Origin of the sequence: Bacillus sp. 3255 (assembly GCF_031456485.1) — a bacterium.
Lineage (GTDB): Bacteria > Bacillota > Bacilli > Paenibacillales > NBRC-103111 > Paenibacillus_E.
Map to the genome: position 1 here is coordinate 15,869 of NZ_JAVDUS010000037.1, position 21,299 is coordinate 37,167.

Consider the following 21,299-nt stretch of genomic DNA (forward strand, 5'->3'; position numbering starts at 1 on the left):
ATTTCGTAGATTTGTACCGGATCTGCAATTTTTGACGTTCGCGATTTCCTTTGCTAACCTATACTTAGTATATCATAAGTCCATCATTTTTAGAACATTTGTTCGTTTTTTTTATCGAAAGGGGCTGCAAGCCATATGTATTTTTATAAAAATGAGTTCATCAACAAGCAGGATCTTCACGTCTCGCCGGACGATCGCGGGTACTATTTCGGGGATGGCATCTATGAAGTATTCCGCGTATATAACGGCCATCTGTATGAGGCTGATGCCCATATGCAGCGTCTTGCAAGAACTGCAAGCGAGGTTCGCATCGAACTGCCTTATCCCGTGCAGCGGATTGAGGAAATTCTAACCGGTCTTGTGGCGCGCAATCATCTCATTGAAGGCACGGTCTATCTGCAAGTGACCCGTGGCGAAGCGCCTCGCGCCCATCCTTTTCCGCAGCAATCCGAACCGGTAATGCTCGCTTACTGCACGGAGGTCCCCCGCCCCGCCGCAACCATACATAACGGCATCAAAACCATTACATTCGCCGATATTCGCTGGCTCCGCTGCGATCTCAAAACGCTGAACCTGCTCCCCAATGTGATGGCGAAGCAGGCAGCGCTCGATCACGGTGTGCAGGAAGTCATCCTGCATCGCGAAGGAACCGTGACGGAGTGCAGCGCCTCCAACATCATGATGATCAAGGACGGCGTGCTGTATACGCATCCGGCCAATCATTTGATTCTGCACGGTATTACCCGTGCGGTTGTTCTGCGTCTGGCCCGCTCGATAGGCATACCGGTCAGCGAGGAAGCCTTTACGACCGAGCAGCTCATGCTGGCGGACGAAGCTTTCATTACGGGGACGACCGTTGAGGTGACTCCGATTCTGGAAGTGGACGGCGCCGCCATCGGCACCGGCGTACCCGGGCCGCAAACCCGCAGGCTGCAGGAGGAATTCGTTCGGACTTTCGCTTAGTGGAGGATTACTAAATAACTTCATCAAGGGGTTTTTAGCATTAAAGAAGGAGCTAAGCAATTTAACTTGCTTAGCTCCTTTGTTTTAGCCGCCTTCTTCAAATTCTAACGGACACAGCCGCGCTTATTCCGCGTTTAGGAGCCGCCCAGCAATTGTAACGGACACGGAAGCTGTTATTTCCCCTCAAATCCCGCCATATCGCGGAGAATTCGGGTAATAACGGCTCCCTTGTCCGTTAGCGCCGAAACGTCTCTCTTTTCGACCGATTAGCGGCTCCTGTGTCCGTTAGAGCTAACTGAGCCGAAGAGGCCGCCCCTCTTTTTCAGCAAACTTCACCGCCGCAAATTCCAATCGTCGGTGCCATACTTCTCCCGCACCAGCTGCTCCGCCAATTCCGTCTCGAAAGGCGTCAATGGCGCTTCTACCAGCTCCACGCCTAACCCCAGCGCAATCTCCCGGCGGAACGCCGCCTCGACCTGTGCCAGCGTAACCGGCTCTTTGCCCTGCGCCCGCAGCAGTTCGTTAATCGCCACAGCTTTCTTCAGGAAGCTTTGCTTCATCCGCTCCGCCACCTTCTCGTTCGAGAAGCGCAGCATGCGGAACAGTTGATCCGTATCCATGTCCAGCAGAATAGACCCATGCTGCAGCACAACGTTCTTTTGCCTCACCTGAGCACTGCCGGCAACTTTGCGGCCCTCAACAACGAGCTCGTACCAAGAAGGAGAATCGAAGCAAGCGGCCGAGCCGGCCGAAGCGTATTTCTCCTTCTCTTCCTCGCTGGCCAGCTGCACCATCTCGGCACCGAGCCCGAGCGCCCGGAAGCCTTGAAGCAGCCCTTCGCTCAACACGCGATACGCCTCCGTCACATTCCGGGGAATGCCCGGATAATCCTCAGCGACGATGATGCTGTAGGTTAATTCTCGGTCGTGCAGCACAGCTCTTCCGCCCGTCGGGCGGCGTACGAAGCCGATCCCTTCGGCGGCGACGGCTTCCTGATCGACCTCGGCGGCCTTCTGGAAATAGCCGATCGACAGCGTCGCCGGATTCCATCCGTAGAAACGAACCGTAGGCGGCACGAGCCCTTCGCTGTGCGCAGTCAGAATCGCCTCGTCCAAAGCCATATTTTCAGCGGGAGAACGATCTCCCGTATGTATGAATCGCCATGACGTCATCTTCCAATGTCCACCTTTCCCGCTTTGCTTTCCCAATGACAACCTCTATCATACCACAAATTCACCGGCTCTTACGATTGCAGCCACCTTCCGGGGAGGACGTACGCCCCACACTGCCGTTTTCCATTGGAAAAAGTTATGAAAGCGCCTCTAATGGACATACTAACACGTATTCGGCGTTTAGTTACCGTTTTGCCTGGCAATACCTAGCAGAACTCTATTTAGGAGGGCACATCATGCGTCAACATGAACAGCAAGAAAACATTCGCCCCATTCATCATCAGTTGGATATGCACTTTGAGAGGGACTGGTTTACTGAGCTGGATCATCGCGTGCGCGGAGGTGGTCCATGGGACGATTGGACATTGTACCAGCTAGCCTATGAAGCGGAAGAATCCGGGCTTATTCCTACGTTCGACGAAATGCAATGCCTCGTTCACCTTGGACAGCTCGAGCCGATGGCTCACCAAATTGACACAGCGAAGCGAGTACTGAACGAAATGCGCGGTCGCGCGATTCTCGCCGATGAAGTCGGTCTCGGGAAAACGATCGAAGCCGGATTGATTTTAAAAGAATACATGATCCGCGGCCTGGTCCGCAAAACGCTCATCCTGGTGCCGGCTTCCCTCGTTCTGCAATGGGTCCGGGAACTAAATACCAAGTTCGGCATTCCCGCCGTCGCCCACAAGAAGGCGTACATGTGGCAGCAAAGCGACATCATCGTCGCCTCCATGGACACGGCCAAGCGCGATCCGCACCGGGAAATCGTGATGGGACTCGAGTACGACATGCTGATTGTTGATGAGGCTCACAAGCTCAAAAATAAAAAGACGACGAACTACACGTTCGTCAACGAGCTCCGCAAAAAATACTGCCTGCTGCTCACAGCCACACCGGTGCAGAACGATTTGAAGGAGCTGTACAATCTCATCACCCTGCTCAAGCCGGGGCAGCTTGGCGTTCACAGCTCCTTCAAGTCCAATTTCGTCGTCGGCAAACGCATTCCGAAGAACGAGATTCAGCTCCAGCAGGAGCTCTCCAAGGTAATGATCCGGAACCGGCGCGGCGACGGAGGCGTGCATTACACCAAACGCGTGGTCAGGAACATCCCGATCACGCTCTCGGCCGAAGAACAAGCGCTGTACGACGGGGTGACGAATTTCATTCGCACCCGGTACAAGGAAAGCGCCGGCGATCTGACCAGCATGCTCTCGCTCATCACGCTGCAGCGGGAGGTCTGTTCCTCCAGGGATGCCGTCTTCATCACGCTTGTGAATCTGTTCAAGAAAACGGCTGAGGATTCGCCGGCCCGCGCCAAAATATGGGAGCTGGTCGAGCTCATCCGCAGCATCAAGGCGAACAGCAAAGCCGAAGCGACCATGAAGCTCGTTCAGGAGATTAATGACAAAGTCATCATTTTCACGGAGTACCGCGCGTCTCAGGAGTATCTGCTCAACTACCTGAAAGAACATAAAATCACGGCCGTCCCTTACCGCGGCGGCATGAATCGCGGCAAGAAAGATTGGATGATGGATTTGTTCCGCAACCGCGTCCAGGTGCTGGTTGCAACGGAGGCCGGCGGCGAAGGCATTAATCTGCAATTCTGCCACAACATGATCAATTTCGATTTGCCGTGGAACCCGATGCGCGTGGAACAACGAATCGGCCGTGTGCACCGGCTGGGCCAGACCCATGACGTGAACATTTACAACTTGTCCACGACGAACACGATTGAAGAGCACATCCTATCGCTGCTGCACGAGAAGATCAACATGTTCGAGATGGTCATCGGACAGCTGGATACGATTCTTGAGAAAATCGAGAAGAAAGGCTCGCTCGAAGCCTCCCTCTTCCGGATGGTGATGGAGTCCGGGTCCAAGGAAGATATTCGCCGTCAAATCGACGAGCTCGGCCACTCCTTCGCCGAAGTCCGGGAAGAAATCGAACAGAATCCGCACTATGGCGCTGCGTTCCAGGACATTCTCGACGCCGTCGGCGGGGCACAGAGCGGTGAGGTCAGACCATGAATAAACGCAACATTCATACGTTCGTCATGCGATTTCTGGAAGCCTACAATTGCACCATTTTAGAGAAGTCCCCTGCCTACGTAACAGCCAAGCTCTCGCCCGAGGCCGATAAGGAGATGACCGGCAGGCCTTACTACTGGAGCTTCGTTGAACGAACCGGCGCTCCGGCCGAAACGATGACATATAAATTCGTTTTCGACCCGGAGCAGATGAAGCTCGAAGCCAAGCCCAAGCCCGCCGCCACAGCGGTCAAGCAGGCACCGCCCCCCGCAGGTCCGCCGAACCAGCCCGCAGGCCAAGCCCCTGACGGCTCGTCGGACAGCATTCTCGGCCGCTACTTCGGCTTCGTGCCGACGGCGATCGCTGCGCGCGTGCCGCAGGATGACGTAACTTTCGGCAGCAGACGGCTGGAGCAGATGTTCAACATCGTCCGCGAACGCGGCAGATTCGTGCATCTCTTCGAAGAGCCTTTCCCGATGGGAGCCACCTATCAAGCGGCGCTCGTTTACGATACCTGGTTTTGCGTCAACTACAAGGTCGAGCTGGCCTGCGACCGCAAGCGCAGCGAGATTCATTCGTTGGCCATCCAATTGAACAGCGGGGAGATCCGGGAGCATTTCCACAAGCATCTGCTGACCAAAAGCTTATCTCCGAAGCTGCCGGCGAACAGCCATATTTTGCCGGACACAATCTCGCTTCCCAGAGCCATCAACGCTTTGGAAGAGACGCTGGAACGCAAAGTGAGCGCCTACGACCACAGCTGGGCGGACGAAGCGAACGAGCAGCACCGCAGCGAGATCGACCGCGTCGAATCGTACTACAACGGTCTCCTGCTGAACGCAGAACCCGAGCAGCGGGATGAGATCGAGATGCAATGCCGGAACCGGCTGAAGGAAATCGATTGGCAGCATAAACCGCGCATTACGGTAACTGTCATCAATGGCGGATTATTTCATTTGAATGCCGGACGATCACACAGGAACTGACGCCAGTCGCTAAAACATCGCAAAATGTTCGCTCCAGGTTCTAACAATCTTTTTATAGCATAAGCATTACAATAGATTCATACAAATGAGAGGTTAAGGATAGGCAGGTGAATGCATATGAAGCTGTGGACCGCATGGACGGCAGCATGCGTCATTGGCATCAGCAGTTTGATATTCGTACCGCTCCAAAGCTCTGCAGGCGACCATTCCGACCGGACAAGCCTTATACTTACAGCCGATCGACCCTCCGGGGACAGCTTGGCTGCGGCTTCCGCCAAATCTGTACCCGATCTGAAGAGCGAGGCTACCTTGCCCGCTACCATCGACAAGTGGAGACATACGCTCGCCCGCGAGGAAGGCTTCGAGGACTGGCAGGCTGCCGCATGGAACAGCTACCCGCTCGGCCCTGGCACGCATGGTTGGGTCGTTATCCTCACTTCGCATGGCGAAGACGTCGGTTACATGATTGTCCATGCTGCAGAGAACGGTTCTTTCCGCCTAACGGAGTACGGAACCGGCAAGAATCCGCTTTTCAGCTTGAACACGCTGTATCGTTCTTTGGTACAGCAAGAACTCATTCCTGTTTCGTTTACTTATTCCGATTTCGCCGCTGATGAAACGATTGTCCAAGCCCGATTATATATGGATGCTTTAACCGCCGTTTGGAAAATCAAGCTGCAGGATCAAATCCTGTACGCGGATGCCAAGTCCGGCGAGGTGCTGCCGCTGACTGAAGATCCCGTCCCTAAGACGGAGGACGACCAGAATGCTTACTCCGATCTGACAGAAAGCGCCCAGACCGCCCTGCAGCCGACCTTCGATCCTTATGAGCGCATGCCTTGGATCACCGGTACGCCGCTTGCGATCACCGGACTCCCGGCTCTTCAGAGCGCTATGAATCTGAAGGAGCACCTCACCTATGTCACGGAGCTATATGACGGGCAGGTCACGCTGCCGCTCGCCGTGCTCGGCTATCAAGCTTGGCAGGCGGGGGAAACGTATCTCGTGCTGGATCATGCAGGCCCAAGGTACGTCCGGATGACACCTGCTCTGGAGCAAGGGCATTTATACTAAAAAAACTGCTTAGCCGAAATGGCTAAGCAGTTTTTTCGTTCAACTTATTTCTTGGGCTTAAACTGATCGAACAACATCCGGGCCGCCAGCGGCAGCATACCGAACCAGCGTGTTTGCCAATGCTCACGCTTCTCCTTGTTCACCGCTTTTGCCTGCTGGCGAACATCCTTCGGCGTATCGATATACGTCACAACCTGCTGCGTTATGTATTTAACCAGCTCATCACTTTTGGCCATATGCCCACCTGCCTTTTCTCCCTATTGTAACCAGAGAGACTGGCCCCTAAACCGTACAGGCAGGTGGAAGCATGCATTCAACCGACCTTGCCGCCGCTCTCCATGATGATCTTGTCCGCGAATGACTTGATCGTGCCGCACCCCAGGAGCATCGGCTTGTTATCGCACTGCAAGAGCAGCGTCTGGGCATTCATATCCCATGCATATTGAAAACCGACATTCATCCCTACTACGGTTATCATGAACTTGCCGGATGCTGCGTTAGGAATGGAAAAGCCCTGTTTCCTGCCTATTTGCTGTAACGATCTGAATACTGAAGATGAAATCCCTCTATACGTCCATGTACTGCAAGCCGCCATAGGTCATTCTCCTCTCTCCCCATATAGGATCACTAAATTGTATGAAGGGAGGGCGCAAATCGTGCTTGTATCATGAAAATAGGCTGCTTGTAGCCAACCGCCGTACTCGCCGGAATAACGCGAAAAAGCACGTTCGATTCCCGATGCGGGTTTCGAGCGTGCTTTGGGTGAATGAAGCCTTAGTCTCTGTTAATGCCGGCGATAGAGGCCAGAAAACGCAAGATATACAGGAACAAATTGATGAAATCGAGATAAATGTTGAGCGCTGCCAGCGGCACTTCCTCCGATGCCACACCGTTGCGGTATTGAGCAACATCGTAGAGCACCCATCCGCTGAAAATTAAGATCCCGATCATCGACCATACCAGATTCGTAATCGAGCCAAAATTAACGAACATGCCGATGACACTCATCAGCACAAGACCGATCGTTCCTGCGAACAGGAACCCGCCCAGGAAGCTGAAATCGCGCTGCGAACGCGAAGCGTAGAAGGCCAGTCCGCCGAAAATGGCCGCTGTTGCGAAGAATGCGCCGGATACGACGTTAGCTCCGAGCATGCCGCCGTACATCATGATGACCGGGTACAAGGTAACGCCGGAAATCGCTGTGAAGGCATACAGGAATCCGTATCCGATATGCTTGCCGCGAATCCGAATCACGATGGCCGCTACCAGCATCACCACTTCGACGATGACGAAAAGCATGACCATAGAAGGCGGAACGACCATAGCTCCGACCAAGGTTCCCAGGAAGGAAACGAGGAGCGAGATGGCAAAAGTTTGAAGCACGTGGGCAAAGCTGCCCGAATGTGAAACCGTGACTGTTCTATCCATGAACGATACCAGCTCCTTTATTAAAAAACATGTACAATCTATACTATGTATTATAGCTAAATTTCATGAAAACCGCTACAGGCTTGGGATTCCAGCTCCTCTTACCGGAAAGTCGAGATGAACTTCAGGAAGATCCGCTTCACGCGTGCGCGTATTTTCGCCGGAAGTTTCAGCTTCAGCCTTGTCCCCCACCCGTCATAGGTCCCCCCGCCTTCGGAAGCCAATTCGAACAGCTCTTTCGTAATTTCATTGACCGTCGGCACATCGAGCGTGTGCATTTTGCTAATCTGCAGAACGTAGGGCTCCACGACCCGCTCCGTATCCATTTCCGAGGCGATCACGCGGTAGCCCAGCTGACCGACCTTGCTCTTCACTTCATTCATCCGCTTGCTATCCGAGAAATACATCCAGTGCTGAACTTCCCTCACGAGTTCCAAATTATCCCCGCGGCGCTTGAGCGCATAAGCGATTTTGGCATTGCGCATCCACTGTTCTTCGAGTGCAGAGGGCGCCATTTCATTCAAATAAAAGCTCCACTCCGGATCCGCCGTCATTGCCGAGTAGTAGCGAAAGCTTGGGAAATCGGCCATAATTCTCTTCAGTTCGGGCTCCCAATCCCAATCTTCTCTGGCGTAGAAGTACATTTCCATTTTGTTGTGGGAAGAAATCCGTCCTGCGTAGATCGCAAAATCCTTAACCTTCATCCGGCAAATCAGCCTGTCCTCCAGCTCGTAAAACAACCGCTGTGCCTTCTGAGTCGAACTGCCCGACAGATCCCAGAGGCTGTACATATTGAATACGATCGTAATGCGATGACCATAGCCTATGAAAGGAACCCTGGATTTCAAAGCCGTGTTCATGAAAATGAGCACTTGCTCTTGATCCCGGATGCGCTCAAACAAATTCCAATCCTCTTCCACAGGTGGTCCCCCATTCCTTGCCCGATTATCTACCTTATATATTAGCGCCCTTCCCTCCCCATTCCTTTAAAAAAGAACATGGTTCCCGCTGCTCCTATCGGACGTTCGGCGAGAGCTCCTCCCGGGAGCTGCTCTAGCGCACCGTGGTGGGCTCTGAACGCGAGCGCATTTGCCAGTTTCGCCAGCCCAGTTTCCCCCGCCCCTCGGGCGATTCTATGCGATAATGGGGAAACGCCCGCCAGACTTTGAGTCGATTAACGGCCAAGTTTCCATGACATGCCCGTTTAGCAAGCTAACTTTCCCGAAGCATAACATAAAACAACCCCTCCAGATAGCTGAAGGGGTTGTTGTGGTTGGATGCGGTCAAGAGGACTCGAACCTCCACGGGGGGTTAGCCCACACGGACCTGAACCGTGCGCGTCTGCCAATTCCGCCATGACCGCATATAATGTGGAACGAGAATTAATATACCATAGATTATGGGGGCTCGTCAATGCTCTTTTACAATTCGTGAATAATTCCCTTGCTACTTCCTAACCCTATTGCCGAAGGAGTGATACCCATGGATAAAGAAGAAATTGAGGCGCTCGAACCGAAATATACCGGCAATAAGCGCCATCTTACGGAAGGGGAAGCTCAAGCGATTGTGCATGACCCCAACTTCAAGAATGAAGACAACGACGAAGACGGCGTAGACGCGGTAACAGCGGGACTAGCCTTTGGCGTTTTCCGCAGAAGCTGACAAGCGCTGCTCTACCTGCATCCCCAACCGAAGACGCCCTTTAGATCCTTGCCGGTCTAATAGGGCGTCTTCTCATAGATTCGTCCCGATGCCATAATCGCCTCGTACACCGTTCGGCCGATCATGTAGCCGACTGCCGTAGCGGTTCCTGCGTAACTGTACGTCCGCCCGCGCCCTGTTGCCGCGACGAGAACCGCATCCGTCGTCGTCCCCGTTGCCGGCTTGCCATCCGCCGTTACAATGCCCAGGTCGTGAAGCGCAGCGGCCTTGGCCTCCGTTGCCGTGATCACCGCATTGACCATCGCGGCGTCCGTCAGCTGGGCATCGATCACGAGGATCGTATTGATCGTGCCAGGATAAAGTGATGCTGCGGGAAGCACCGCACCCGCCCTGGCTTTATTGCCCAAGCCGACGGTAACCCATGCGCAGACGTGCAAGCGCTCCTGCTCATGCGCGCTGCTGCGTGCATGGCCCAGCTCCTCTACACCGTCCCCCGTCCATGTCAATGTCCGGTAGCCGGCATCCTTCACCATAGCCGCGGTAAGCATCCCCGCGGTTTCGCCCGGCGACAGCCCCTCCCGACGCATGAATGCGTCCATCTCGCTTAGCGGATCGGCCTCATTATACAGCTTGTCCACCTGCCGGTTCATCAAGGCCGTATGCATGCCGAAACCGCCGCCCCACGGGGACGAATTCAACGTCCGGAGCGCCGTATCACAGCGAATCAGCAAATAGCTTCCATAAGCAGCATTCACCAGTTCCATTCGCAGACCTGCGATCGGGATGCCCGCCGCGGAATGAGCACCACGATTATTCCCGTTATCCCTCATCGGAGAGGTCATCGGGCTCGATCGGGTCCTGCGGCAGCATGAATTCCGGCGGTCTCTCCGCCTCATAGGGCTGATATACATAATGACGCGAGAGCTTGACGACTCTGCGATTTTTTTTGCGGATAAGCACGCTCTCGTCGTCCCAGGCGACTACGATGCCGCGGACATCATTTCTGGGGGAAACGTCGCGAATAACGCGGAGTAATGTGCTCTCAATACGGAACTGATCCAGCTGCTCTTCCGATATCATACCTTTTACCTCCAATATCCGTTTCTACCCCCTTAGCATACACCAATTCCTGTCCCGATGAAACTTACATAAATGCTCCGGACTCAGGTTAACTTAACCTAGACGAAAGAAGGAGATCGCTATTTTACCCCTTGGGAGGTATTCGATTGGACAAAAAAACCTACTACGTGAACGTCGGTACCGGCGAGGTACTGGAAGACCCCTCCGCGTTGAATTATGAATTTTCCATCTCGGCAACGGACGAAGAAATTGACCAGCTGCAGGAGCTCCTCGAGGAAATTGACAACTCTTCACAAGCCAGCTACGCAACTTCATGGTACCCTTGGAAGGTTTATTCCACGGAAACCAGTGAGTTTAATCAGGATTACGATTATTATTTGACCGAAATCTACAGAACCTTACACCGATTGGGCAATGATCAGACGAAACAGCACATCGAGAGCATGGAAATTCTAGAAAACGGGATATAGCAGTAAAAAAAGAGGCCAACGAATCCTACACGGATCCATTGGCCTCTTGTTATACGTTTCGTTAGCTTACATGCTCTTTCGAATCGTTCGTTTCGAACCAGAAATCAAGCACTTTGCTCGACATGACGCGCTTCTGAATATATTCCACTTGAGCCGCGGTAAATTGCTGTTCCCATTCGATATTCAGCTCTGTGCAAAGCTTCACGATCGTTAACAACTCTGACCAGGCGACATAGCGTTTGTACCAAAAAAATTGAGGATGTTCGATCATATACGGATACAGATCATCAAATTCCGTATGCTTACAATCAAGAGCACGCTCAAAATGTGTTTTGGCTTCCCCTAGCTTAGTCATGAAATATTCAATGGAACCATTTTCGATACCCATAGATGTCAGCCTCCTCTCTCACCTTGTAACCATTATAATGGATAATTCGGTTTCAGGGAAGCCATTGACGTGATGTAAAATCAGTCAAAAGTGATCTGCCCGTTCTCCAGCGAGGCAATGCGGGCTAATGATTCTACGCGAATCCCCCGCTCGCGGATGGAATTGCCCCCCGATTGGAACATTTTCTCCACCGCAATCCCTACGCCGACGAGTTCCGCCTCCGCTTTCTCAATAATGCGAATCAAGCCCCGTGCTGCGTCGCCATTGGCGATAAAGTCGTCAATCAGGAGAATGCGTTCCCCTTTGTGCAGCAAATGCGAGGATACCATAATATCGGTGACGATCCCTTTGGTAAAGGACGGCACGCGTTCGCTGTATGTATCCTGATCCATCGTCAGCGTTTTCTTACGGCGGGCGAAAATCATCGGAACTTCGAGATGCAGAGCCGTCGTATAGGCAATCGGAATTCCGGAAGATTCCACCGTCAACACCTTATCCGGCTTCGTTTCCCGAAACAACCGGGCGAACTCCCGCCCCATCTCCATGATTAGCGCCGGATCCACCTGATGATTAAGAATGGCATCCAGCTTGAGTACTTTATCCGATACAACGACACCGACCTCTAGGATACGCTGCTTTAACAATTCCATGCTACTGGCCCCCTTAATCCTGTCTATTATGAGTAAGTTACCATAATGACGAAGTAGGTTTCAAGTCCCAATTTGCGAATATCCCCTGGCACAGTGAAACTTTTACGCCGCAATAGGTGTCTATACTAATACAAGGTTTTACTTATATGAATTTGCCTAAGATTGCTCACAAATATTTCACCAGATCGGTTGAGTTCAAGCTGTAGAAAGCGGTATGATAAGTAATGTTACTTTTTTTCCAATAAATATGCGGCAGAAAGGATAGATGACGATGAACAATCCGATGAGACCCATCATACTTGGCTTCGTGCCAGTCGCATTTGCTTCGCTCGTCGTAGCTGGATGCGAGAAGTCATCTGCGCCTTCCCCTCAGCCTACCATAGATTCCGCCATCTCGATCCAGACGCCGAGCACATCACCGTCAGCCTCGCCAACCGTTATCACGGTAGAGTCACCGCTTCCGTCTGCTCCGGCGGAGGATACGCCGGCCAAGCATGAAGCCCAAGTGGCGAACACGAACAAAACGGATTTGTCCGATCTTCCGCAATCGTCAGCCAGCGCGAAACCGACGACAAAGCCGAAGGTGAAGGCGGAGGATGTGTACCAGCAGGAGAAGCCGACTCTGATGGGGCTGAAGCTCGGTACGAGCAAGGACGTGGTGCTGGAGCGATTCGGTAAAGCGAAGAAACAATTTGTGATGGATGAAGATGACGACGCCATTCAAGTCTACGACTTCGGCGATTTCTCCGTCGGCTTCAACATGAAGAACGCGCTCGAGTTCGTCGACGTGCATTCGACCGATATTGATCCGGGTCTGCGCGGGCTGCATCTTGGCCAGAGCGTGCAGGAAGCCATCGACATCCTGGGCAAACCGGATGCTAACACGACCTATGTACTCTCTTACAAATCCCAGGGCACGTTGCTCAAGATCGATGTGGACCCGAACGAGAACACCATTCAATCCATCAAGCTTTTCGCGGACCGTTGACCCGAACAGCAAAGACCATGCAGCATCGCAATGATGACAGCATGGTCTTTTTTGGCATTCCTCAAACAGCACGTCTCTTCCGAAACCGCAAATACACAAGCACGGCAATGACCGCAATGACCGCGATTATGATCAAGCTCATTCCCATATATTTATGTATCAGCTGAAACAGCTCATCCAAATTGCTTCCGATAAAATGCCCCAGGGTGAGGAAGGTTGTACACCAAAGCAGCGCGCCTGTCCCCGCAAACAGCATATATTTATAAAACTTCACGCCGCTGACACCGGATAAATAGCAGGTAAAATGCCGGACCCCCGGCACGAAATATCCGAAAAATACGGTCCAAAGCCCATATTTGTGAAACCATTCCTCCGCCCGTTCAATTCGCCCCGGCGTCAGCTTGAACCATTTGCCATACCGGTACAGAAAAGGTTTGCCCACACGATGTCCGATGATATAAGACACGATCATGCCCGTCATCGTCCCCGCGTAAATCACCATGAGCGTAGGCACATACTCAAAGGGGCCTCCCGGCGCGGTTAGCGAACCGACGAAAGCCATCAAGGTCTCATCCGGTATCGGAACGCCCACAATGCCGGCGGATAGCAAAAGGTACAGGGCTATATAGCCATAATGGCCAATGAAGTCATAAAGAGCTTCTTTCATCCGAGCCACACTCCCACATTCTACTTCGTTCCCATTCACAACCAGTTTACCAGAAACGAAGGCTTGCCCCAAGTTGCAGTCATGCGACTGTCTTCGCGAACATACCTTGTACTATACCAAACGAAAGAAAGCGGGGCAATCCATGCGAACAGGTTCACAGATCATCCGAATTGCCTTTACGTATATCGGGACTGTCGTGGGGGCCGGTTTCGCTTCCGGGCAAGAGATTCTGCAATTTTTCACGCAATACGGCAATTTGGCGACGCTCACGATAGCGCTATCCTGCGTGCTTTTCATATGGATCGGAATTAAGCTGATGCTGATGGCGCATGAATTGAAAGCTGCCTCGTACGAGGATCTCAACCGGGTTATATTCGGGCCGAAGATCGGCAATTGGATTTCCTTGTTCACAATGGTGGTGCTATTCGGCATTACAACGGTCATGCTGGCCGGCGGAGGGACGGTCTTCGAGGAGCAGCTGCATCTCTCGTACCAAACCGGACTGCTGGTGACGCTCGTGCTTGCGTACATCGTCTTATCCCGCGGAATCGGAGCCATTATGACGGTCAATTCCATTGTCGTGCCCATTATGCTGGTCTTCAGCATCGTGATTGTCGTCTATACGTGGCACTCGCCCGCTTCCGACAACTGGCTGAGAATAACGACCGATGCATCGCCCGGGAAAATCTGGTTCTCACCGTTTCTCTATACCGCCTTCAACCTGGCTATGGCCCAAGCCGTACTTGTCCCCATGGGAGCCTCCATCGAGAAGCGCTCCGATCTCATCTGGGGCGGTCTGGTCGGGGGAGCAGGCATCGGTCTGCTGCTGCTGTCCGCTCATTATGCGCTCTCCGCACAGATGCCGGGAATCGCCCAATATGAGATCCCGATGGGAAACATTATCAACCGGTTAGGCTCCGCGCCGCAGATTGCTTATTTGCTCGTCATTTACGGTGAAATCTTCACGACGTTCATCGCCGATGCTTACGGCTTGTCCCTGCAGCTCGGCCAGCGCACGAAGCTGCATCCCAAGATCTTGCTCCTCAGCATCTTGGCACTCAGCTATTTGGTCAGTCAAATCGGCTTCAAAGTGCTGCTTGCCGCCCTCTATCCATTATTCGGCCTCATTAGCGTGATTTGGCTCGTGCTGATGGTATGGCGCAACCGGCGCCGTGCGGTGTAGCGCCCCCCTCTCGGCGAAGCCCAAGACGACAGCCAAGCGGGAAATCAACAGCAGCATGCCCATCGCGCAAAAAATAATGCCCGTAAGCAAATAGGAATAATGAAAGGCAGCCGATGTCGCCGCTTCATCGCGCAGAAGCGCGAACAGCTCTGCCAGGAGCAGCAATAGACCTAGAATAAACAACCCGATCGCTGCATAATCCAACACCGTCCAGCGCGATAAATAGGTGACCGCAATGTCCACCTGGCTCAATGCTTTGGGGGCTGCAGCCTGCTGCCGCCACAGCTGGTGAATCATCCATGCCGTATACAAGGCCGCCCCTGTGACGAAAAGCCCGACAAGCCCGCCGATAATCGCGAGTAGCAGGTTCATCCGTACGTCCTCCTCTACTTTCTCAAGTGTACTATCCGTGTCTTAATCCAATGATAAGAACAAGCGTCAGGGTGAAACAGAGTACAGGAAGCGCATAAAGAAGCGGCAGCAGCAGCCAGCCGGGAAGCTTCATGGCCGGAAGCCAGATCAGCTGCAGCCGCCTGCGGGCGGCTGCCTCCCAGGTAGGCTCCGCACGATGGGCTTTCGGGGCGAAAGCTTCCCCCGCTCCTTCATTCCACTCGATCTTGCCCTTCTTCCAACCGACCTGGTACGTAATCTCCCGATGCTCTTTGTTCTTCCCGCTCCCTGGCTCCACGTTCCGTTACCTCCCGCTTTTGTTTCTAACGTAAATGTTCCCAATGCGATTTCCATCCATATAGAAAACGCTGCTATAAGTGAATTAAACGGTGGCCCGGAACGACCCGAGCCGCCGCATCCCGTACATGACCATGGCAGGTGAACAGCAGCACTTGATGCCTGCCGCTTAACTCCTCCAGCACGCGCAGGCAGCTTTCCATTCGCGCCTCGTCGAAATTCACGAGAATATCGTCCATGACAAGCGGCAGCACGGCTTTGCCGGCGTATTCCTCCACAAGCGCGAACCGCATGGACAGATACAGCTGTTCGGCCGTCCCCCTGCTGAGCTGGCTCGTCTCGACAGCTTGTCCGCCGGCCCGGATCGCGACCAGCCGCTGTTCGCCGAACGGTGCTTTCACCTGCACGAAGGCGCCGTTCGTCATCTTCGCGAAGTACTCGGAAGCCCGCAGCAGCACGCCGGGCTGGCGCTCCTGCTCGTACACCTCGCGCGCCTTCCTCATCAGCAGGGAAGCGAACGAAGCGATGGCATATTGATCCGCCTGCGACCGGATTGTAGTCCGGTAGGACTCGGCTTGGAGCAGAGCATCGGCATGCTCGGTGCCCAGCTCCAGCTGCTCGATGCGTGCGGCCAGCTTGCCGGCTTCCTCGCGCCATTCATTCGTTCGGGCGGCCGTGTCCGCCAACTGGCTGCCAATCGACTGCAAACGGTCTGCCAGATCCTCATCTCCACACTGTTCCAGAAGCTCGGAATAGCTATCCGTCATAGCCCGGCCCAGAAGCGCTTCCTGTGAAGATTCCAGCAGCTTCCGCTCCTCGATCAGCTTGAGGCGCTCTTCTTGGGCCCGCTGGTGAAGGCGCAGCTCCTCGCCATCGCGAGCATAGCTTTCGCGCAGCAGCAGCTGCAGCCTCTCGCTGACGCGCTCCTCACTCGCCCGGAGCAGGAGCAGCTCCTCCTCCAATTCGGCGAGCTGGGTCTCGCAGTGCCGCTTCTCTTCGAGAAGACGAAGCTGCTCCTGCTCCTCCTCCTTCCAGCGTTTCAACGCAAATAGAGGCTCGTGTCCGTATGCGCCCCCAAGCCGGGAACCGACAGCTTCCTCAAATTGCTCTACACGAAGCCGCAAAGCCGCCGCCTTCGCAGACAGCTTATGCAGCTGACGGATGCTCTCCTGCCCCTGCTCAATCGTTTGGATCGTTTCCAAGGCGGCATCCGGTGACAAACGCCCGCTTAGTCCAAGCGACTCCAGCATGCCCCGCCATTCGTTCTGCAATCTAGCGGCCTCTCCGGCGAGCTGATCGGCGGCAGCGCTTCTCTGTCCGGCTTGACCGCGAAGGGCTTGCAGCTCCTCTTGGGCATCCTGCAGCTTCTCCAGCTTGCGGAGCCCTTGGCTGATCCGCTGCTTGTTCCCTTCCGCCTCTCTCAGCCACGCATCGAGCTGCGGCTGAAAGCCATGCAGCGGGATCTTGGCTGCTTGGGCCGCTTGGGAAGGCGGACTGGCGGAAGCCGCAGCAGCTTCGCGCCAACCGGGCTGCCCCTGCGCCGCCTTCATGAACGCCGCGATCTGCTCCTGCAGCCGCCGCTCCAGCTCTTGAAGCTCGCGAGCTTCATCGCCAGGGGGCTGCTCCGAAGGCGCGGCCATCGTCCGGCCAGCGCGGCCTCCTTCAACGGTGCGGTTCCCGCGCAGAATCAAGAGCGCCGCAACGGCGAGCAGCAGCAGCGCTCCACCCGCCAGCGCCCAGTTCCCTTGCCAGGCGAGGATACCCGCCACCACGAGCGACAGCAAGCCGGTCATCGCGGCCATGCGTCCGCGCAATTTCCGCGCGGCGGCTTGGTTGGCTTTAGCCGCTTCCTCGAGCCGGGCTTGAAGCTGGTTATGCACCGCTTCCCGCTCCTGCCGGTGCTGAATATCTCTTACCAACGTCTGCCATCGCGTATAATCCCTTGCCATGCTTTGCAGCGCTGCGGTTGGGTCCGCCCCTCCCGGCAGCACCGGAGCGGCCCGCAGCTCGTGCTCCAGCAGCCGGACCGTCTCTTCCGTTCGCTGAACTTGCTGTTCCAAAGTATCCCGTTCGGTCTGAACCCTTAGTTCATCCGCACGGCCGGTCTGAAACCGTTCCTTATACAACCGAATCTGCTCACGCAAGGAAATGGTCGCCGCGAACGATGCCGCCAGCTCCTCCCCGTTCTCATCGCCGTGAGTATCTATCTGTTTCAGCAGCCTGTCCAACTGTTCGCGCAGGTGCTCCTGCTCCACGCGCAGCTGATCCAGACCGCGTTTCTGCTCCTCGTACGCCGCCGCTTGCTCCAGCCGCAGGTTCAGCTCCGTCTGATGCGCCAGCACGTCCGGCTGAATGCGGATCGCTTGCAGCCGCTCGGTCAGCCCCTGCCGGCGCAGCCCGAGCTTCGCGCGCTCCGCCATGATGCGCTCCCGCTCCGCTTCCAGCGCGTCCAGCCGCGCCGACGCCTGCTCCGGGAAGCCCGCCAGCTCCGGCAGCGCGGCCAGCTCCTGGCCGATCTGCCGCAGCCGGATCCAGCCGCTGCGGGCCTTGCCGGCCAGGCTGAGCCGCTGCTGCTCCGCGCGAAGCGCTTCCTGCTGCTCCTCCAGAGCAGCGATGCGCGCCTCCGCGGAGCGGCGCTCTTCCTGCAGCCGGTCGTAATCGGCTGCCAGATCCTTGCTGCGGCGCAGCGACTGCTCCAGACCCTCGAGCTCTCTCAGGAGACGGTTCATCTCCTGATTGCGTCCGCGGGGTCTATACAGGCTGTCGGCCTGCGCCGTCAGCTTGCGCTCGGCCTCCATGATCGCCGAGCCGCTTACACCGAGCCCAGCGCTATACAGATAGCCGCTGAGCTCGTCTGTCTGCAGCGTGCGCAGCTCCTGCAGCTCGGTAAGCCCGAAAGCGAACAAGCTGCGAAAGAGGTCGGGCGACAGCCCGCCCAGCAGCGTGTTCAGCAGCTCTTCGCCGCCGGTGGTGCCGTCACCGCGGGTCACCTTGACGAGCCCTGCAGAGGCTCGCCGCCCGCCTGCGGCCGCCGCGTCGAACCGTTCGACGCGAATGAGCTCACCCTGCTCGTCCAGCAGGGTGAGTGCGCCGCCATGGGCGCCTCCGCCCAGCGGCTCGTAGCGCTCCGCCCCGCGCTGCCGGGGCGGGAAGCCGAAGAGCACCGCGCGGACGAAGCCCATGAGCGTGCTCTTGCCCGCTTCGTTGGCGCCGTAGAACAGCACCAGCGGGCTGTCCGTTTCGAGCTGCCGCTGGCGCAGGCTGCCGAAGCCTTCCACATGGATGGATACGATCTTCATCCAGCCCACCCCCCGTCCGCGGACAAGAGATCCGCGGCTAATGCTTCGGCGGCGCGCAGCCACTCGCGCAGCCGCTCCGGATCCGCCGCAGCCGGGTTGCCGGCTGACTGCGGCAAGCTCTGCAGCGCGGCGAGCGCCTCGCCGGCGAAAGCGTGAAGCGCGCCGTCGTCGCCTTGCAGCGCTTCTGCATACCGCAGGAGATCGCCGAGGAAGCTCTTCTCCTGGCGCAGCGCCGCCAGATCGAGCTCGCCCGCCGTGCGGTCCTCGATCGATTCCACCCAAACGAAGCGGCTTCGCTCCTCTTCATCGAGCCTCAGCTCCGCCGTCAGCTCCTGGAGCATCTTGCCCCGGCGCAGCAGACCGGAGAGCGGGCCGCGCCCTTCCAGCGTGAGCCGAACGACCGCATCGCGGCCGTCCGCTTCTTCCCGGATACGCTCCAGCGCTTCGCCGACCCGGTCTTTCAAATCCTGCTCCGTCTGCATGCCTGCAATCGTCAGACGCTGATGAAACCACCGGACGGCATCCAGCGCCCGGAAGGTCAAGTGAGCTTGTCCTTCCTCCGACATCTCCACAAGATAACAGCCGCGCGGGCCCGTTTCCCGAATATTCCGGCCTTGCAGATTGCCCGGATATACGATCGCCGGGCGTTCGTGAAGCACCTTTCTCGTATGTACATGGCCTAAGGCCCAATAATGCATGCCCGCCGCAAGCAAATCCGTCTTGCTGCAAGGGGCGTAATTGTCATGACCCGGGTCGCCGTCAACATTCGTATGCAGCATCGCAATCTGCGCTGCGTCCACGCGGCTTGCCCGGAACTGCAAGGCTAAGTTGTCGGTGACCGCGGAATGGCGGTACGAAATCCCGTGAATCTCGGCGATCACGCCTCGTCCGGGCTTCTCAACTTGAACCGTCTCCACCCGGTCGCACGCAAAAAAATGGACGCCTGCCGGCCAAACCAGCTTCGCGGCGCGTCCATCCTCCGGGTCATGATTCCCATGAATAATATAAGCCGGGATGCCGTGCGCGGCTAACTGCTCCAATGCTTTCTGGAACCGAATTTGCGCGCGCAGCGAACGATCCGACAGATCGTAGACATCCCCGCTGATCATAACAAAATCCACCTGCTCCTGCGTGGCAACCGCCACGAGCTCCTTGAGCGCGCTGAACGTCGATTCGCGCATTCGCTCACGAACCTTTTCGGGCAGCGCCGACATGCCTTTGAACGGTGAATCCAGATGCAAGTCGGCGGCATGCATAAACCGCAGTCGTTTCATGTCCCTAACGCCTTCCCGCCTTAGCTTTTATCGTTCTGTTCGCCGCTTGCTCCCTCAATCTGATAGCTTTCGTACACACTCTTGAGCTGTCTGAGCACACGGTTCAAGGAATACGTCTTCTTCGCCTTCTCCCATGCGGTTCTCGCCAGATTGTAGCGGAATGTCGGATCGATCACGACCTTCTCCAATGCATGGCTCAGCGCCATCGCATCGCCGACAGGCACCAGAAGCCCGTTGTGCCCGTGCTCGATTTGTTCGGCGATCCCGCCGACATCCGTGCCGATAAGCGCCAACCAACATAGCGCCGCTTCCGCGAACACCGAGCCGAAGGCTTCCGCTCGGGACGGCAGGACGAAGACGTCGAAGAACGGCATAAATTCTTCCGGATGCAGCATATAGCCGTAGAAAATCGTATCTTCATATATATTGTGCTCGATGGCCAGCTTCTCCAGCTCCGGCCGGCTTGGTCCGTCGCCGATAATATGTAGAACGAAGGGATGGCCCCGCTTCTTGAGTTCCCCGCAAGCAATCAGCAGCGTATCCAGCCCTTTGGCCGGTACAAGACGGCATACGGTAATGAACTGCGTCACGGCGTTCTCGTGGGAGATCGGACGGAAGCGCTTCTCGTCGAAGCCGTTCGGAATCACGCCGATTCGTTCGCTGTCCTGAACATATTCCGCAACGTATTGCTTGAAGGAGTTCGAGACCGTTATGATCTGATCGACCCTCGCTTCCAGCTCTCCATAAATCTGAGTCAGGAAGAGATGCTCGACCCCGTTCTCTTGAATGCGCCCGTTCAGAATAAGCTCCCTCTCGAAGCTCGAGTGAATCGTCAGAATGACCGGCGTTTCCGGATACAGCTGCTTCATCACCATCGCCGCAATCGGATGATGCGCATGAATAATATCATACTTCTTCGTCAATCTCAGCTTCGTCCACCAAACATAATCCTTGTACGTTTGAATGTATTTATCTACGATCGGGTTTCCGGCATATTTCCGCCAATCGAAAGTGACGAATTCCACTTCCTCTGTGCCCTTGTTGCGAATCCGCTTAGGCAGCGAAAATAACTCCATTTCCCAGCCTTTTTTATTGAAACGGTCCAAAATATAGGGAACCATGGATGACACCCCACCCGGCTGTTCCGGGGGGAAAAACAAAGCTTGCAAGATGTTCATTGCATGAGCCCCTCTCCCAAATCCTTGAGCTTACCTTCTTATTGTAACTTGTGCGGGTCGAATAGAAAAGAGAACAACAAATATGCGCTCTATGAAACGATTCTATCCCTCTCCTTCATTTTC

General features: G+C 55.4%; 23 protein-coding genes and 1 tRNA gene. 8 read left to right on the forward strand and 16 right to left on the reverse strand.

Annotation, left to right across the window (positions count from 1 at the left end; translation table 11 throughout):
- The first annotated feature begins 135 nt into the window (after positions 1 to 135).
- A complete protein-coding gene (gene dat, locus J2X61_RS35660) occupies positions 136 to 963 on the forward strand; it encodes a D-amino-acid transaminase (protein WP_274465767.1) in 828 nt (275 codons plus the stop codon).
- 332 nt (positions 964 to 1,295) lie between these two features.
- On the opposite strand, the gene J2X61_RS35665 is transcribed toward dat, so the two are convergent.
- Entirely contained in the window at positions 1,296 to 2,135 is an 840-nt protein-coding gene (locus J2X61_RS35665) for a lipoate--protein ligase family protein (protein WP_310195180.1), read from the reverse strand.
- A 236-nt stretch (positions 2,136 to 2,371) separates the two neighbouring features.
- Between J2X61_RS35665 and J2X61_RS35670 the strand changes: the two genes are divergently transcribed.
- From J2X61_RS35670 to J2X61_RS35680, 3 genes are all read left to right on the forward strand, one after another.
- Positions 2,372 to 4,162 carry a DEAD/DEAH box helicase gene (locus J2X61_RS35670; RefSeq protein WP_274465769.1) on the forward strand — a complete coding sequence of 597 codons (1,791 nt, stop codon included), beginning with the start codon at positions 2,372 to 2,374 and terminating at the stop codon, positions 4,160 to 4,162.
- Positions 4,159 to 5,148, forward strand: a complete 990-nt coding sequence (locus tag J2X61_RS35675) for a YqhG family protein (RefSeq protein ID WP_274465770.1) — start codon at positions 4,159 to 4,161, stop codon at positions 5,146 to 5,148. The genes J2X61_RS35670 and J2X61_RS35675 overlap by 4 nt, the downstream gene beginning before the upstream one ends.
- A 117-nt stretch (positions 5,149 to 5,265) precedes the next feature.
- A complete protein-coding gene (locus J2X61_RS35680; protein ID WP_310195186.1) occupies positions 5,266 to 6,222 on the forward strand; it encodes a hypothetical protein in 957 nt (318 codons plus the stop codon).
- Positions 6,223 to 6,266: 44 nt separating this feature from the next.
- Here the strand turns inward: J2X61_RS35680 and J2X61_RS35685 are convergent, their stop codons facing one another.
- The 5 genes from J2X61_RS35685 to J2X61_RS35705 form a co-directional block, all read right to left on the reverse strand.
- Complete coding sequence (locus J2X61_RS35685) at positions 6,267 to 6,458, reverse strand: YqzE family protein (protein ID WP_274465772.1); 192 nt, start codon at positions 6,456 to 6,458, stop codon at positions 6,267 to 6,269.
- Between the two features lie 77 nt (positions 6,459 to 6,535).
- Complete coding sequence (locus J2X61_RS35690; protein WP_274465773.1) at positions 6,536 to 6,817, reverse strand: hypothetical protein; 282 nt, start codon at positions 6,815 to 6,817, stop codon at positions 6,536 to 6,538.
- A gap of 179 nt (positions 6,818 to 6,996) precedes the next feature.
- On the reverse strand, positions 6,997 to 7,650 hold the full coding sequence (locus J2X61_RS35695) for a Bax inhibitor-1/YccA family protein (protein WP_274465774.1): 654 nt from the start codon (positions 7,648 to 7,650) through the stop codon (positions 6,997 to 6,999).
- Positions 7,651 to 7,751: 101 nt separating this feature from the next.
- Positions 7,752 to 8,570 (reverse strand): DUF695 domain-containing protein, encoded by an 819-nt coding sequence (locus tag J2X61_RS35700; protein ID WP_274465775.1) that lies wholly within the window; start codon positions 8,568 to 8,570, stop codon positions 7,752 to 7,754.
- Positions 8,571 to 8,928: 358 nt separating this feature from the next.
- A tRNA-Leu gene (locus J2X61_RS35705) sits at positions 8,929 to 9,013 on the reverse strand.
- A 119-nt stretch (positions 9,014 to 9,132) separates the two neighbouring features.
- Between J2X61_RS35705 and J2X61_RS35710 the strand changes: the two genes are divergently transcribed.
- Positions 9,133 to 9,312, forward strand: a complete 180-nt coding sequence (locus J2X61_RS35710; RefSeq protein ID WP_274465776.1) for a hypothetical protein — start codon at positions 9,133 to 9,135, stop codon at positions 9,310 to 9,312.
- A 56-nt stretch (positions 9,313 to 9,368) separates the two neighbouring features.
- Here J2X61_RS35710 and J2X61_RS35715 read toward each other — a convergent pair whose 3' ends face one another.
- Together J2X61_RS35715 and J2X61_RS35720 are read right to left on the reverse strand one after the other, a co-directional pair.
- Positions 9,369 to 10,142: an adenosylcobinamide amidohydrolase gene (locus J2X61_RS35715; protein WP_310195189.1), complete on the reverse strand. Its 774-nt coding sequence runs from the start codon at positions 10,140 to 10,142 to the stop codon at positions 9,369 to 9,371.
- Positions 10,132 to 10,392 carry a hypothetical protein gene (locus tag J2X61_RS35720; protein WP_274465778.1) on the reverse strand — a complete coding sequence of 87 codons (261 nt, stop codon included), beginning with the start codon at positions 10,390 to 10,392 and terminating at the stop codon, positions 10,132 to 10,134. Before J2X61_RS35720 ends, J2X61_RS35715 begins: the two co-directional genes overlap by 11 nt.
- Positions 10,393 to 10,538: 146 nt before the next feature.
- Between J2X61_RS35720 and J2X61_RS35725 the strand changes: the two genes are divergently transcribed.
- The gene (locus J2X61_RS35725; RefSeq protein WP_274465779.1) at positions 10,539 to 10,862 is read left to right on the forward strand and encodes a hypothetical protein; all 324 of its coding nucleotides are present in this window, start codon (positions 10,539 to 10,541) and stop codon (positions 10,860 to 10,862) included.
- 61 nt (positions 10,863 to 10,923) lie between these two features.
- Here the strand turns inward: J2X61_RS35725 and J2X61_RS35730 are convergent, their stop codons facing one another.
- Positions 10,924 to 11,250 carry a hypothetical protein gene (locus J2X61_RS35730; RefSeq protein ID WP_274465780.1) on the reverse strand — a complete coding sequence of 109 codons (327 nt, stop codon included), beginning with the start codon at positions 11,248 to 11,250 and terminating at the stop codon, positions 10,924 to 10,926.
- 80 nt (positions 11,251 to 11,330) lie between these two features.
- Complete coding sequence (locus J2X61_RS35735) at positions 11,331 to 11,900, reverse strand: xanthine phosphoribosyltransferase (protein ID WP_274465781.1); 570 nt, start codon at positions 11,898 to 11,900, stop codon at positions 11,331 to 11,333.
- A gap of 283 nt (positions 11,901 to 12,183) precedes the next feature.
- Here J2X61_RS35735 and J2X61_RS35740 point away from each other — a divergent pair, with 283 nt between their 5' ends.
- Positions 12,184 to 12,888 carry a hypothetical protein gene (locus J2X61_RS35740; protein WP_310195192.1) on the forward strand — a complete coding sequence of 235 codons (705 nt, stop codon included), beginning with the start codon at positions 12,184 to 12,186 and terminating at the stop codon, positions 12,886 to 12,888.
- Between the two features lie 61 nt (positions 12,889 to 12,949).
- Here the strand turns inward: J2X61_RS35740 and J2X61_RS35745 are convergent, their stop codons facing one another.
- On the reverse strand, positions 12,950 to 13,555 hold the full coding sequence (locus tag J2X61_RS35745; protein WP_310195195.1) for a DedA family protein: 606 nt from the start codon (positions 13,553 to 13,555) through the stop codon (positions 12,950 to 12,952).
- A 142-nt stretch (positions 13,556 to 13,697) separates the two neighbouring features.
- Between J2X61_RS35745 and J2X61_RS35750 the strand changes: the two genes are divergently transcribed.
- A complete protein-coding gene (locus J2X61_RS35750) occupies positions 13,698 to 14,738 on the forward strand; it encodes a YkvI family membrane protein (RefSeq protein ID WP_274465784.1) in 1,041 nt (346 codons plus the stop codon).
- Here the strand turns inward: J2X61_RS35750 and J2X61_RS35755 are convergent.
- The 5 genes from J2X61_RS35755 to J2X61_RS35775 all read right to left on the reverse strand — a co-directional run bounded on the left by J2X61_RS35755 (position 14,670) and on the right by J2X61_RS35775 (position 21,176).
- Positions 14,670 to 15,110 (reverse strand): hypothetical protein, encoded by a 441-nt coding sequence (locus tag J2X61_RS35755; protein WP_274465785.1) that lies wholly within the window; start codon positions 15,108 to 15,110, stop codon positions 14,670 to 14,672. The genes J2X61_RS35750 and J2X61_RS35755 overlap by 69 nt on opposite strands.
- A 31-nt stretch (positions 15,111 to 15,141) precedes the next feature.
- Positions 15,142 to 15,426 carry a hypothetical protein gene (locus tag J2X61_RS35760; protein WP_274465786.1) on the reverse strand — a complete coding sequence of 95 codons (285 nt, stop codon included), beginning with the start codon at positions 15,424 to 15,426 and terminating at the stop codon, positions 15,142 to 15,144.
- A 73-nt stretch (positions 15,427 to 15,499) separates the two neighbouring features.
- On the reverse strand, positions 15,500 to 18,724 hold the full coding sequence (locus tag J2X61_RS35765; RefSeq protein WP_310195200.1) for an AAA family ATPase: 3,225 nt from the start codon (positions 18,722 to 18,724) through the stop codon (positions 15,500 to 15,502).
- Complete coding sequence (locus J2X61_RS35770) at positions 18,721 to 19,998, reverse strand: metallophosphoesterase family protein (RefSeq protein WP_310195203.1); 1,278 nt, start codon at positions 19,996 to 19,998, stop codon at positions 18,721 to 18,723. The genes J2X61_RS35765 and J2X61_RS35770 overlap by 4 nt, the downstream gene beginning before the upstream one ends.
- 20 nt (positions 19,999 to 20,018) lie before the next feature.
- Positions 20,019 to 21,176, reverse strand: coding sequence for a glycosyltransferase family 4 protein (locus J2X61_RS35775; RefSeq protein ID WP_274465789.1), 1,158 nt, complete (start codon positions 21,174 to 21,176; stop codon positions 20,019 to 20,021).
- Positions 21,177 to 21,299 lie beyond the last annotated feature (123 nt).

What these genes read in the sequence shown, in the direction of transcription:
- J2X61_RS35750 (WP_274465784.1), top strand. Translation starts at nt 13,698, where the DNA reads ATGCGAACAGGTTCACAGATCATCCGAATTGCCTTTACGTATATCGGG.
- J2X61_RS35675 (WP_274465770.1), top strand. Translation starts at nt 4,159, where the DNA reads ATGAATAAACGCAACATTCATACGTTCGTCATGCGATTTCTGGAAGCC.
- J2X61_RS35680 (WP_310195186.1), top strand. Translation starts at nt 5,266, where the DNA reads ATGAAGCTGTGGACCGCATGGACGGCAGCATGCGTCATTGGCATCAGC.
- J2X61_RS35690 (WP_274465773.1), bottom strand. Translation starts at nt 6,817, where the DNA reads ATGGCGGCTTGCAGTACATGGACGTATAGAGGGATTTCATCTTCAGTA.
- J2X61_RS35715 (WP_310195189.1), bottom strand. Translation starts at nt 10,142, where the DNA reads ATGAGGGATAACGGGAATAATCGTGGTGCTCATTCCGCGGCGGGCATC.
- J2X61_RS35665 (WP_310195180.1), bottom strand. Translation starts at nt 2,135, where the DNA reads ATGACGTCATGGCGATTCATACATACGGGAGATCGTTCTCCCGCTGAA.
- dat (WP_274465767.1), top strand. Translation starts at nt 136, where the DNA reads ATGTATTTTTATAAAAATGAGTTCATCAACAAGCAGGATCTTCACGTC.
- J2X61_RS35770 (WP_310195203.1), bottom strand. Translation starts at nt 19,998, where the DNA reads ATGAAACGACTGCGGTTTATGCATGCCGCCGACTTGCATCTGGATTCA.
- J2X61_RS35745 (WP_310195195.1), bottom strand. Translation starts at nt 13,555, where the DNA reads ATGAAAGAAGCTCTTTATGACTTCATTGGCCATTATGGCTATATAGCC.
- J2X61_RS35730 (WP_274465780.1), bottom strand. Translation starts at nt 11,250, where the DNA reads ATGGGTATCGAAAATGGTTCCATTGAATATTTCATGACTAAGCTAGGG.
- J2X61_RS35765 (WP_310195200.1), bottom strand. Translation starts at nt 18,724, where the DNA reads ATGAAGATCGTATCCATCCATGTGGAAGGCTTCGGCAGCCTGCGCCAG.
- J2X61_RS35695 (WP_274465774.1), bottom strand. Translation starts at nt 7,650, where the DNA reads ATGGATAGAACAGTCACGGTTTCACATTCGGGCAGCTTTGCCCACGTG.
- J2X61_RS35710 (WP_274465776.1), top strand. Translation starts at nt 9,133, where the DNA reads ATGGATAAAGAAGAAATTGAGGCGCTCGAACCGAAATATACCGGCAAT.
- J2X61_RS35740 (WP_310195192.1), top strand. Translation starts at nt 12,184, where the DNA reads ATGAGACCCATCATACTTGGCTTCGTGCCAGTCGCATTTGCTTCGCTC.
- J2X61_RS35775 (WP_274465789.1), bottom strand. Translation starts at nt 21,176, where the DNA reads ATGAACATCTTGCAAGCTTTGTTTTTCCCCCCGGAACAGCCGGGTGGG.
- J2X61_RS35720 (WP_274465778.1), bottom strand. Translation starts at nt 10,392, where the DNA reads ATGATATCGGAAGAGCAGCTGGATCAGTTCCGTATTGAGAGCACATTA.
- J2X61_RS35735 (WP_274465781.1), bottom strand. Translation starts at nt 11,900, where the DNA reads ATGGAATTGTTAAAGCAGCGTATCCTAGAGGTCGGTGTCGTTGTATCG.
- J2X61_RS35670 (WP_274465769.1), top strand. Translation starts at nt 2,372, where the DNA reads ATGCGTCAACATGAACAGCAAGAAAACATTCGCCCCATTCATCATCAG.
- J2X61_RS35685 (WP_274465772.1), bottom strand. Translation starts at nt 6,458, where the DNA reads ATGGCCAAAAGTGATGAGCTGGTTAAATACATAACGCAGCAGGTTGTG.
- J2X61_RS35755 (WP_274465785.1), bottom strand. Translation starts at nt 15,110, where the DNA reads ATGAACCTGCTACTCGCGATTATCGGCGGGCTTGTCGGGCTTTTCGTC.